This window comes from Cytobacillus firmus NBRC 15306, assembly GCF_001591465.1.
Classification (GTDB): Bacteria; Bacillota; Bacilli; order Bacillales; family Cytobacillaceae; genus Cytobacillus; species Cytobacillus firmus.
The window spans coordinates 83,392-95,527 of the sequence record NZ_BCUY01000002.1 but is presented as its reverse complement, the minus strand read 5'-3'; the positions used below and the strand labels follow the sequence as shown (position 1 = coordinate 95,527).

Sequence of the window (12,136 nt, the reverse complement as noted above, 5' to 3'; positions counted from 1 at the left end):
CTAGCACATTGTGATTTAAAAATGCAAGAAAGTAAACTTTAAACAAAAAATTCATGCTTCAAAAGCATTAATTAAATGTTGAAAATGGACAAAAGCGAAGGCTTGGCCCTCGCTTTGTTTATTATTTATTGGTTATTCAATTGCGAAAATGAAAGAGTATAGAGGCTGTTTTCCATCATGAAGCTCGACCTCAAGATCTTCATATTTATCTTTAATATAGCTGATAAGTGAGTCTACTTCCTCTTCTGCTGCATCTTCACCTTTTAAGACGGTAATGATTTCAGAGTCATCGTCGATCATTCCTTCAAGAAGATCTTTGGCAGCCTGTACTCTATCCTTGTTTTTCACAACAATTTTCCCGTCTGCAATGCCCATGAAATCATCTTTTTCAATCTCAAGGCCATCGATGCTTGTATCACGGACAGCAAACGTAATTTGGCCTGTTTTCACATGCTGAAGAGCATCTGTCATGCCTTCTTCGTTTTCTGCAAGTTCAGCACTTGGATTAAAGGCAAGAAGTGCCGCCATTCCCTGTGGAACGGTCTTTGAAGGAACAACCACTGCTTCTTCTTCAGTCACTTCTGCAGCCTGCTGTGCAGCCATGATGATATTTTTATTGTTTGGCAAAATGATTACTTTTTTTGCATTTACTTCTTTGATGGCTTTTACGATATCTTCCGTGCTGGGATTCATTGTCTGCCCGCCCTCAATGACAGCATGTGCACCGATGCTTCGGAAAAGATCTGCGATGCCGTTGCCCATTGATACTGTCACAATTCCGTACTCCTGCTTTTCTTTTGGCTTAGCCTGAGCCGCCAAAGGTGTAGGAACATCTTCGACCAAGTTGGTGTGCTGCTGGCGCATGTTTTCAATCTTCATATTGATTAAACTGCCATAGCGCTGTCCGTATGTCAGGCAATCTCCCGGCTTTTCAGAGTGGATATGTACTTTTACAAGCTGCTCATCCGCAATCACCAGAAGTGAGTCGCCATATTGGCTTAAGTCCTGGCGGAACCTGTCTTCTGAAAAAGGATTAGCAGAAATTTTTTCATCTTCAAATTTGACCATAAATTCAGTGCAATAACCGAACTCAATATCCTCCGTGTTCATAAAACTGTGAACATTTTTATGGTGTTCTGCGCTAACCAGGTCATCCATCTTTGGAAGGGCTGCCGGTGTATCAGGAAGTTTTTCGCCCTTTAGCTCGGCAAGGAATCCTTCATATACAAAAACAAGGCCCTGGCCGCCGCTGTCTACAACCCCTACTTCTTTTAAGACTGGAAGAAGATCTGGAGTGCGGTTTAGGGAAGCCCTTGCTTCTTTTAAAACTTCCTCCATAATCACGATAATATCATCTTCATGATTCGCAGCCTGAACCGCTTTCTTAGCGGAATCTTTTGCAACAGTAAGGATCGTTCCTTCAACCGGCTTCATCACAGCTTTATATGCCGTCTCTACCCCAGAATTCAGAGCATCAGCAAACTCTTTTCCGTTGATAGAAGCTTTATGTTCAATCGCTTTTGAGAAGCCTCGGAACAGCTGGGAGAGAATTACACCCGAGTTCCCCCGTGCCCCCATCAGCAAACCTTTGGAAAGAGCAGAGCCTACCTTTCCAATATGCTCCTGGATATTAGCTTTAACTTCCTTTGCTCCGGAAGTCATTGACAAATTCATGTTGGTTCCTGTGTCTCCATCAGGAACAGGGAAAACATTTAACGCATCCACTAATTTTGCATTAGCAGATAAATGGTTCGCTCCTTGTATGACCATTTCGGCAAAAAGCTTCCCATCTAAATCTTTTTTTGACACAAGTCTTTCCTCCTCACTACGGGTTCGTTACTCGAACTCCCTGAACGTAAATATTTACCGAGTCAGTGCTTAGCCCAACTGTTTTATCAAGGGTGTATTTCACTTTAGATTGCACATTGTGGGCAACCTCGGAAATTTTCGTTCCGTAACTTACAATAATATACATATCGATATGTACTTCATCTTCTTCCTGGCGGACAATTACACCACGGGTAAAATTCTCTTTTCGCAGTATATCTGTAAGGCCATCCTTAATTTGATTTTTAGAGGCCATTCCTACGATGCCGTAGCAGTCAACTGCTGCTCCGCCTGCGATTGTTGCAATTACATCATTAGAGATATCAATTTGCCCGAAATTTGTTTTTAATTCGATGGACATGGTTCGTTCCCCCTTTGGAAATTGCTTTTCATAAAAGCTTCTTCAAGCACTCCCGCTTAACGATAGTGCTGGCTTTCCCCTGAATTGCACTGAAGGCTAAGCCTGCCGGCAAAAGACAATTCACCTATTTTAGCTGGGCAGCGATCTTTCTAACTTCAAAGCGTAAAGCATACCTTATAATATTTTACTATATGGGCTGTGATATTGAAAGTCATACTTCTCCATCTCTATTATAGCTCATGTTCCATCCCCCTATGTCAAGGAAATTTTCTTGAAAGCAAACTATTGCAATCAGAAGGGTTGTATGATAAATTATTAAAGTATCTTTTAATGTCGAAACCCGCAAAGGGATTCCGCATTAATTCAGTTGGATGAATCTGACTATTGCAGATGAAAGCATTGAAAAATAGTTTCAGCTTATGCTTTTAGTAAGGAGGGAAACATACATGCCACGCAAATGTGTAGTAACTGGTAAAAAAACAACTTCAGGTAACGCACGTTCTCACGCAATGAACGCTAACAAGCGCACTTGGGGTGCTAACCTTCAAAAGGTACGTATTCTTGTAGACGGTAAACCTAAACGTGTTTGGGTTTCTGCAAGAGCACTTAAATCAGGTAAAGTTGAGCGCGTTTAACATGCTCAGGGACATCCCTTTTGGATGTCCTTTTTATTTTCCTTTTTTGACCCACTATCATTCTCCCCCATTTAGACAAAAAATAAAAGCACCCCAGGTGAGGTGCCAAGTTTTGATGCTATTTTCTTTTTAATTTATGGGTGTCTACCCCTTTTTGAAGGTCCCTAACATGGCACGCACAATGCCCCCTAAAAATTTAGGAAGTTTGATTGTATAAAATCTCATTACTCGTGTCCCTCCTCACGATCTTACGCATCCATTCTGTCCTTAAATCGTCTTTACCATCTTATTCAAATAATGAAAGATGAGTACTCATGATTACAAAAAATGATCAGAAAGCAATTCATGCTAAGACTCTTTTCCAGCTTACCCGCATCTTGCAGGGCAGCACCGGCCCGGCACTTAATCCTTGCTTCTTACAACCATTAATATGCCTTCAGTAAAAGAAAAAGTACCACAATCATCAATAAGTTCATTACTGATACAAAGAGTAGAACCGGCAGAGACGGTCCGATCTGTCAGCGGATACTTGAAATTTCTTAGGGTGAGGCCTTTAATTTCCATAGTGATCGGAACAAAAGAAATGTATTTGAAATTTGAATGCTGCTTTATGCTGTATTTACCTGGAGCCTTAACATAAATCTTATTCGTTTTGTCAATAATTTCGACTGGAACAAAGACTTCCGCAAGTGCAGGCTTTATTAACAGCTGAATATTTGCAAATAAGTGGTCAAGTCTGCCTCCTGTGGCTCCAAGCAAACGGACTTTTTCAGGTTTTTGGCCAAGTGCCCAATTCAGGGCAAGCTCCATGTCCGTTTCGTCCTTCTCCGGCTTGAACCTGTTCAGCTCTTTTACATTTTCTTCAATGATTAAAAGCTCTTCATTTGACACCGAATCAAAATCACCAAATGCCATTTTTGGCTGAATGCCACTTTGAATTAGAGTAAGCACCCCTCTGTCTACTCCGACCCAAATATCAGCTGTATTACTGAACGAATGCAGATCAGGCAGCAAGTCATCTGGGCCGCCAGCTAAAATATTAATAATCATTTTACATTGCTCCATTCATTTATGTATCTTAAATGACAAAAAGCCAGCTGTATTCCAGCTGACCTTTTTTATTGCGAACCCTTTAAAGCAGCAATCGCCGCTGCTCTGTCTTTCTGATTATAAATTGCCGACCCGGCAACCAGAACATTGGCTCCAGCTTCAATGCACAATCGGGCTGTTTCTTCATTCACTCCGCCGTCCACTTCAATTTCAATATTTAGACCTTTTGCGTCTGCCAATTCCTTAACGGCTGCAATCTTAGGTAGAACGGCTGGGATGAATTTTTGCCCTCCAAAACCAGGATTAACAGACATAAGCAATACCATATCAATATCTTCGATAACATGCTCTATCATATTAACGGGTGTAGCTGGATTAAGAACCACTCCTGCCTTGACGCCAAAGGATTTAATAAAATGAACCGTTCTATGAAGGTGCTTGCATGCTTCTGCATGAACAGTGATGTAATCGGCCCCCGCATTAGCAAATGCCTCAATGTAGCTATCCGGATCTTCTATCATCAAATGAACGTCAAGGGGCAGCTTTGTTACAGGACGGATGGCATCAACTATTAATGGACCAATTGTAATATTCGGCACGAAATGGCCGTCCATTACATCCACATGAATATAATCAGCGCCGCCGCGTTCAACATCTTTAATCTCTTCTCCCAATTTAGAAAAGTCTGCCGATAAAATAGAAGGTGCGATTTTTACCATGAATTAATACCTCGGCTTTCTATCTTTGATTTCCTGCAGAAAGGTTTTGTAATGTTCATACCTGTAGGATGGAATTTCACCGTTTTCACAGGCGGCCTTTACAGCGCATTTAGGCTCCGCCATGTGCAGGCATCCTCTAAATTTGCAAAGTTCGCTTTTGTCCTGAATTTCAGGGAAGCAATAATTGAGATCCTCCAGTTCAATATCTGTGAATTCAAGTGAGCTGAATCCCGGGGTATCAGCAACAAGCCCTTTTCCAACCTCGATCAGCTCTACATGCCTGGTCGTATGCTTTCCCCTGCCCAAATGTGAAGAAATGTCATTTGTTTTCAGCTCCAGGTCAGGTCTTAAAACGTTTAACAAAGAAGATTTCCCCACCCCTGACTGTCCGGCAAAAACAGATATCTCACCTTCCAGATAGGGCATCAGATCTTTAACGCCTTCTTCTGTCTCAGAGGAAGTCAGCAAAACATCATAGCCGGCTTTGCGGTAATCTGAAGCATATTGCTGAATTTTCCTATACTCAGTTTCGTCCGCCAGGTCAATTTTAGTAATGCAGATGAGCGGCTTAATATGATTGAATTCAACCAGCACCAGGAAACGATCCAGAAGGGATGTGCTAAAGCCCGGTTCAACAGCTGAGAATACAAGAATGGCCTGATCAACATTGGCAATCGGCGGACGAATCAGCTCGTTTTTCCGTTCCTTTACTTCTAAGATGTATCCTTCTGTATTATTTTCTGCCTGAAACACTACTTCATCACCGACTAGCGGTGTGACTTTATTTTTCCTGAAAACTCCGCGTCCGCGGCACTGAATGGTTTCATTTCCGCTTAAAACATAATAAAACCCTGCTAAGGCTTTAATAATTTTGCCCTCAGGCATAGCAACACTCCTAGCTTATGATTCTTCATCCGGATAAGGTATTTCCTTTTCCTCAAAAACCTGGCCATCCCGCAGAACCTTATAAGTGGCATTCTGTCCAGGAGCTATTGTCAGATCAATTGGTATTACCACATCTTCATATATTAGCTCTGTATGCATTGGTTCAGAACCTGTATTATTCATATCCTTAATGATAATCTGAACTTCATTCGGCTCACCTTCGGCGGCAGGCTCATACGGTACGCTGATCTCAATATTTTCAGTCTTAGGAAGGAGTTCTTTTTTTCCTTTTGAAAGAACCACCGTCACCTTCTGTCCCCTTGTCAGATTTGTGCCTGGTGCCGGGTCCTGTTTGATGACCAGCCCTTCAGGGACTTCTTCATGGTACTCTTCTTCCCCATATTCCACTTTCAATCCGGAAGATTCTTCGTACTCCTGCAGACCCTTTTCGTTATAGCCGCGTAAATCTTTTAATCCTATCGGCGCAGGGCCTTTGCTGACGGTGAAAATCAATTCCGTATCCTCAGGAACGACGAGATCGCCTTCTGATAAGTTTTGATCCAGGATGGTCCCAGCCGGCTCACTATCATTAGTTTCTTCGTTTTTTTCAATGCTTTTAAAATTTTTGCTGTCAAGCAGGCGGACAACATCATCATATTGCCTGCCCTCGTAATCTGCTAATTCAAATTTTTCCTTGCCAGAGCTTTCATAGATATCAATGGACGTTCCCTCTTTGACAGTCCTGCCTGCTTTCGGATCTGTTTTAACTACCAGGCCTTCTTCAACCTCAGGGTCACTGATCGGCTTTGTATCCCTGACCGTAAACCCAGCGGCAATCAGCTCTGCAACTGCATCTTCCACCTCTTTGCCGGACACATCCGGAACCTGAACATCCTTTGGCTCCATAAGATCAGGAAAAACGGTTATGGCCAGGATTGCTGTCACAATCAGAAACATAAAAACTGATACGAGAATTATCGGCCATTTCTTTTTCTTCTTTTTTTCCTTTTTCTTTTCAGGGAGAGGTTTTGCTGCAGGCTGCGTGTCGCCCTTCAGGTCCTTTGCATGCACAAGGGTTTCGTCCATACTTTGGTATGAGCGGTCATCTGTAATAACAGGGATAGCTTTTGTAGCATCATCGTCAATCGGCACTATAAACTTTTTTTCATGAAGCCTTTCGGGCTCAAGAGCTGTTCTGATATCTTCTTCCATTTCTTCAACGGAATCATACCTGTGGAAAGGATCTTTAGCGGTCGCTTTTAGAACGATATTTTCAACACTTTGCGGTATGGATGGATTCCACCTCTTAAGTGAAGGCGTTTCCGATTGCAAATGTTTGAGTGCTATTGATACCGCAGATTCGCCCGAGAAAGGAAGCCTGCCTGTCAACAGCTCAAACATAACAATGCCAAGGGAATAGATATCAGACTTTCTGTTGGCCATTCCCCCTCTGGCCTGTTCAGGTGAAAGATAATGAACAGAGCCTAACACTGAATTGGTCTGGGTTATGCTGGTAGCGCTTAATGCCATGGCAATCCCAAAATCAGTAATCTTAACATTACCATGCCTGTCTATCAAAATATTATGCGGTTTTATATCCCGGTGTATGATATGGTTTTGATGTGCATGAGATATGGCTGAAGTCAGCTGTTTCAAAATTTCCAGGGCATCATCTATGCGAATAGGGCTGTTTTGCTGTATGTATTGCTTTAACGTTTGTCCATCTACATATTCCATCACAATATAGTAGATTGTATCCTCCTCGCCAACATCATAGATATTGACGATATTCGGGTGGGCTAAGCTGGTAGCAGACTGGGCTTCACGATGAAAACGGCGGATAAATTCTTCATCTTCGGCAAAGTCCATCCGAAGCACTTTCACCGCTACATCACGATCAAGAATCATATCATGGGCCAGGTAGACATTCGCCATGCCGCCTCCGCCAATCATATCAATAATCTTATAGCGGCCGCTTAATCTTCTTCCCTTAATCATCATTAATCATCCCGCTCTCATTGCTTTCATAATACTCAGCAATCACGAGCGTAATATTATCTTCGCCGCCATTATCATTGGCCTTTTCAATCAGCACAGAGGCTTTTTCTTCCAGTGTGCCTCCACTATTAAGGATTTCACTCATTTCTGCCACAGACACCTTGTTGGACAATCCGTCAGAGCATAATAATAGTAAGTCGCCTTCTTCGAATGTAATTGTTTTAATATCCATCTCAACAGCTGATTCCGTTCCCAATGCTCTCAGCAGCACATTTTTTCTTGGATGATGCTCGGCATCTTCCTTTGTAATCTGCCCTGACCTTACAAGTTCATTCACCAGGGAATGGTCTTCCGTCAGCTGCTGAAAACCTGATTCATTTAAAATATAACATCTGCTGTCGCCGATATTCGCAATAGTCGCAAAACGGTCGGTACATATCGCAGCAACAACAGTAGTGCCCATACCTTCGCATTGTTCATTCACTTTCGAATGCTCATAAAGAATGGTGTTGACCTCTGCAATATGCTTCTGCAGCCACCCTTCAGCCTCATCGGCAGTCTGAAAGTCATCTGTCTGATCCCATAATCCTTTTAAGCTTGTTAAGGTCATTTCGCTTGCCACATCGCCGGCACGGTGACCGCCCATGCCATCTGCTACGATGGCAAGGCGCTGCCCCCTGCTGTTCATATAGATGCCGCCATTATCTTCATTATGCTGCCTGACTTTGCCCCTATCTGTCATAAAAACAGCTTTCATTCTGTCACCTCGTCTCCTCTTTTCGCTCCTTTGCACGAAGTTGTCCGCATGCTGCATCTATATCATGACCGTGCTCCCTGCGAATGGTTACATTAATGCCGTGGTTCTTCAGTGTCTTTTCAAAAGCAAAAATTTGATCTTTGGGTGTCCTCACATAATCTCGTTCAGGCACATAGTTTACTGGAATCAGGTTAACATGGCACTTCATATTTTTTATTAACTTTGCCAGCTCTTCGGCATGTTCCACCTGGTCATTGACCCCTCCGAATAAGCCATATTCGAAACTCACCCGTCTGCCTGTTTTATTTATATAGTACCTGATTGAATCCATAAGGTCCGGCAGCTTATAAGCTCTATTTATCGGCATCAGGCGGCTTCTGATTTCGGTGTTTGGAGCATGTAATGAGATCGCGAAATTGATCTGCATATTTTCATCTGCAAATTTATAGATTTTTGGGATGATTCCGCTAGTCGAAACAGTGATATGGCGTGCACCGATATTCAGCCCTTTATCATGGTTGATTATCTTCAGGAATGACAGCATACTGTCATAATTATCAAATGGCTCACCGATCCCCATAATAACAACCGAGCTGACCCGTTCATCTGTCTCATCTAGTGCTTGTTGTACTTTTACGACCTGAGCAACGATTTCTCCTGCTTCAAGATTACGTTTTAATCCGCCTAAAGTTGAAGCACAAAATGTACAGCCGATTCGGCAGCCCACCTGAGTAGTTACACATACTGAATTCCCATAGTCATGCCTCATCAGTACAGTTTCAATGGAATAGCCATCATGAAGTTCAAATAAAAATTTAATTGTCCCATCAGCTGACTCCTGCTGAATGATCGTTTTAAGAGTTGTCAGCGAAAAATTTGCTGATAGCGTATCTCTTAACCCTTTTGACAGGTTCGTCATATCCTCAAATGACGTGACTCTTTTTGTGTAAAGCCAATCGAAAATTTGCTCAGCCCTGAAAGCTTTCTCATTATTTTCTTTAAGCCAATCCTTCAGCTCATGCAGCTGTATAGTATAAATGGATGGTTTTTGTTCGGCTTCTGTTATTTTCTCTGCTGCATTTTGTTCCATTTATTGCACCTTCTTTCTCAGACAGGCTATATAAAACCCGTCCGAACCAATATCCTGCGGTAAAATCTGCAGTTCAAAGCCATCTATTAATGGAGCAATCGCATTAGGCATCCGCTCCTGAACAGATAGATCTCCCTCAAATTCCGCATTGTCCTTTAAAAACGCGTGAACAACATGCTGATTTTCTTCTTTGTCCACTGTACATGTACTATAAACAAGAATACCACCTTTTTTCAGTAAAGGTGAAACGGCATCCAATAGATTCCTCTGAATCTTATGGAGATGATATAAATCTTCTTCTTTTTTGGTGTATTTCATATCAGGCTTTCTTCTCATAACTCCAAGGCCTGAACATGGGGCATCCACTAAAATGCGGTCAAAAGATTCTTTTTCATAATGCTCCTGGACCTTTCTGCTGTCAAGGGCATTTGTTTTTATATTTGTTAGTCCCAGTCTATCGGCATTATCATTGATCAGCCTTACTTTATGCTCGTGAAGGTCCAGTGAAATGACCTGACCGGTATTTTGCAGTTTTTCTGCTATATGTGTCGTTTTACCTCCCGGAGCTGCACAGGCATCCAGGATCTTCTCATCGGGATTTCCTCCAAGGGCATAAGCAGCAAGCATAGAGCTTTCATCCTGAATAGTAATCAGCCCATCCTTGAAGACACGGGAATTGGCCAGGTTGCCTCTTAAACATTTAATGGCAACTGGAATAAACGGACTTGGCTCCACTTCAAATCCCTCTTCCTGAAGAAGTGACAGGCACTCCTCCCTTGAAGCCTTTACCTCATTTACCCTTGCCGTCTGCAGCGGGGCAGTTAAGTTTATTTCACACATTTTCTTTGTTTCTTCAAATCCAAGCTGATCGGCCCATCTTTTTACAAGCCATTCGGGATGGCTGGTCTCAATGGAGAGGCGCTTCATCCTGTCTTCAATTTGTTCGGGATCCGGAAGCCCCTTCCTCTGAATGTTTCTCAGCACACCGTTGACCATGCCGGAAATCCCTTTATGCCCTCTTCGTTTTGCTATTTCTACTGCCTCGTAAATTGCTGCCCGGTCAGGAATTTTGTCAAGATAAACCATCTGATACAGTGTCAGCCTCAAGAGCTGATTTACCCAGCTTTCGATTTTTTTATTGCCTGCCAAAAAGGGCTTCAGGTAAAAATCGAGTGTCATCCGGCGCTGCAGGGTACCATATGTCAGTTCGGTAAGCAGTCCAATGTCCTTCTGGTCAATTTCATTCTTTTTTATGGCGTTATTCAGTAAAAGATTGCTGTAGGACTGATTTTTTTCAATCGACTCAAGAAGCTCAAGTGCCGTTTCTCTAACATTTTTCGTCTTTTGTTTTTTCATTCGGTGTCTCCCAGACGGCCGCCGGCAGTCAGATTGGATCCTGCACCTCTTAAGAATTGTTCTGCTGGCATCTTTTTCTTTCCTGAAGGCTGCAGTTCAGTAATTTTAACGGCTGTATCATTCCCAGCCGCCACAACGATTCCGTCTTCCTCAAGCCTGATGATTGTTCCCGGCTCTTCGCTTTTAGCATGTTTGACTTTCTTTGAATTCCAGATTTTAACCACTTTGCCGTCAAATGTTGTATAAGCAACCGGCCATGGATTTAACCCTCTAATGTGGTTATAGATTTCTTCTCCGGTTTTGCTCCAGTCGATTTTTTCCTGTTCTCTTTTAATGTTATAGGCAAAAGTGGCTTCTTCTTCATTTTGCCTGATGGGATTCAGTTCACCATTAAGCAGCTTTGGAAGGGTTTCAGACAAAAGCCTGGATCCTGCCTCGCTAAGTTTATCGTGAAGAGTGCCAACTGTATCTGTTTCAGTAATCGGCACCTCTACTTGTGTTAATATATCGCCGGCATCCAGCTTTTCAGCCATATACATAATGGTGATTCCTGTTTTTTCTTTCCCCTGCAGAATGGAGTAATGAATGGGTGCACCGCCCCGCAATTCCGGAAGCAATGATGCATGTACATTTATACATCCAAACTTAGGCGCATCCAGAAGCTCCTTCGGCAAAATTTGCCCAAACGCCGCTGTGACGACAAGGTCAGGCTTAAGAGCAAGAACTTTCTCCAGCTCTTCCGGCTGGCGGATTTTTTCGGGCTGATACACAGGGATGCCCTGTTTTTCAGCTTCGACTTTTACAGGAGGGGGAGTAATGACCTTTTTCCTTCCAACCGGCCTGTCAGGCTGAGTAACCACTCCGATCACTTCATATCCGTCCTCTATTATTTGCTTTAGTACCGGCACTGAAAAATCGGGTGTGCCCATAAAAACGATTTTTGTCATTCAGCTTCCAATCCTTCCAATTCTTCTTCATTCAAGTATCTTGTTACTTTTGAGGTAAATAGCACCCCATGCAAATGATCAATTTCATGGAGGATTGCTCTTGCCAGGAAATCCTCAGCCTCCAGGGTAAAAAATTTCCCTTTGCGGTTCTGCGCCTTTATTTTGACATATACAGGCCTTGTAACTTCACCATATAACCCTGGAAAACTCAAGCACCCCTCAGGGCCTGTCTGCTTCCCATCCGTTTCAAGAATTACCGGATTGATCATTTCAATTGTTCCAAACTCATCATCTATATCAACAATGGCAATTTGCAGCTTTTGCCCAATTTGCGGAGCAGCAAGCCCGACACCATCGAATTCAAGCATCGTATCATACATATCATTTAACAATTTGCCAAGCTTCTTATCAAATACTTTGACTGGTTCGCATTCTGCTTCCAGAATTTCAGCCGGATAAGTAACAATTTTTTTAACCGCCAAAACATTTCCTCCATTTTTATCTATTTTCA

13 protein-coding genes are annotated in these 12,136 nt (G+C 42.6%); 1 reads left to right on the top strand and 12 read right to left on the bottom strand.

Annotated elements, in window-relative coordinates; genetic code table 11:
* Positions 1-132: 132 nt before the first annotated feature.
* Positions 133-1,809: a DAK2 domain-containing protein gene (locus tag BFI01S_RS01185; protein WP_061790975.1), complete on the bottom strand. Its 1,677-nt coding sequence runs from the start codon at positions 1,807-1,809 to the stop codon at positions 133-135.
* A 16-nt stretch (positions 1,810-1,825) separates the two neighbouring features.
* On the bottom strand, positions 1,826-2,188 hold the full coding sequence (locus tag BFI01S_RS01180) for an Asp23/Gls24 family envelope stress response protein (protein WP_009330806.1): 363 nt from the start codon (positions 2,186-2,188) through the stop codon (positions 1,826-1,828).
* A 446-nt stretch (positions 2,189-2,634) separates the two neighbouring features.
* On the opposite strand from BFI01S_RS01180, the gene rpmB reads away from it, so the two are divergent.
* A complete protein-coding gene (gene rpmB / locus BFI01S_RS01175) occupies positions 2,635-2,823 on the top strand; it encodes a 50S ribosomal protein L28 (protein ID WP_019381740.1) in 189 nt (62 codons plus the stop codon).
* Positions 2,824-2,967: 144 nt separating this feature from the next.
* On the opposite strand, the gene spoVM is transcribed toward rpmB, so the two are convergent.
* The 10 genes from spoVM to def all read right to left on the bottom strand — a co-directional run bounded on the left by spoVM (position 2,968) and on the right by def (position 12,107).
* A complete protein-coding gene (gene spoVM / locus BFI01S_RS01170; protein WP_019381739.1) occupies positions 2,968-3,048 on the bottom strand; it encodes a stage V sporulation protein SpoVM in 81 nt (26 codons plus the stop codon).
* A gap of 177 nt (positions 3,049-3,225) precedes the next feature.
* Positions 3,226-3,873 carry a thiamine diphosphokinase gene (locus BFI01S_RS01165; protein ID WP_061790974.1) on the bottom strand — a complete coding sequence of 216 codons (648 nt, stop codon included), beginning with the start codon at positions 3,871-3,873 and terminating at the stop codon, positions 3,226-3,228.
* Positions 3,874-3,941: 68 nt separating this feature from the next.
* Positions 3,942-4,592, bottom strand: a complete 651-nt coding sequence (gene rpe, locus BFI01S_RS01160) for a ribulose-phosphate 3-epimerase (protein WP_061790973.1) — start codon at positions 4,590-4,592, stop codon at positions 3,942-3,944.
* 3 nt (positions 4,593-4,595) lie between these two features.
* Positions 4,596-5,477: a ribosome small subunit-dependent GTPase A gene (gene rsgA, locus BFI01S_RS01155; RefSeq protein ID WP_061790972.1), complete on the bottom strand. Its 882-nt coding sequence runs from the start codon at positions 5,475-5,477 to the stop codon at positions 4,596-4,598.
* Positions 5,478-5,492: 15 nt separating this feature from the next.
* Positions 5,493-7,475 carry a Stk1 family PASTA domain-containing Ser/Thr kinase gene (gene pknB / locus BFI01S_RS01150; protein ID WP_061790995.1) on the bottom strand — a complete coding sequence of 661 codons (1,983 nt, stop codon included), beginning with the start codon at positions 7,473-7,475 and terminating at the stop codon, positions 5,493-5,495.
* Positions 7,468-8,232: a Stp1/IreP family PP2C-type Ser/Thr phosphatase gene (locus tag BFI01S_RS01145; RefSeq protein WP_061790971.1), complete on the bottom strand. Its 765-nt coding sequence runs from the start codon at positions 8,230-8,232 to the stop codon at positions 7,468-7,470. The genes pknB and BFI01S_RS01145 overlap by 8 nt, the downstream gene beginning before the upstream one ends.
* Positions 8,233-8,236: 4 nt before the next feature.
* Positions 8,237-9,322, bottom strand: coding sequence for a dual-specificity RNA methyltransferase RlmN (gene rlmN / locus BFI01S_RS01140; protein ID WP_061790970.1), 1,086 nt, complete (start codon positions 9,320-9,322; stop codon positions 8,237-8,239).
* Complete coding sequence (gene rsmB / locus BFI01S_RS01135) at positions 9,323-10,678, bottom strand: 16S rRNA (cytosine(967)-C(5))-methyltransferase RsmB (protein ID WP_061790969.1); 1,356 nt, start codon at positions 10,676-10,678, stop codon at positions 9,323-9,325.
* Entirely contained in the window at positions 10,675-11,625 is a 951-nt protein-coding gene (fmt, locus tag BFI01S_RS01130; RefSeq protein ID WP_061790968.1) for a methionyl-tRNA formyltransferase, read from the bottom strand. The genes rsmB and fmt overlap by 4 nt, the downstream gene beginning before the upstream one ends.
* Complete coding sequence (gene def, locus BFI01S_RS01125; RefSeq protein WP_061790967.1) at positions 11,622-12,107, bottom strand: peptide deformylase; 486 nt, start codon at positions 12,105-12,107, stop codon at positions 11,622-11,624. The genes fmt and def overlap by 4 nt, the downstream gene beginning before the upstream one ends.
* Positions 12,108-12,136: the final 29 nt, after the last annotated feature.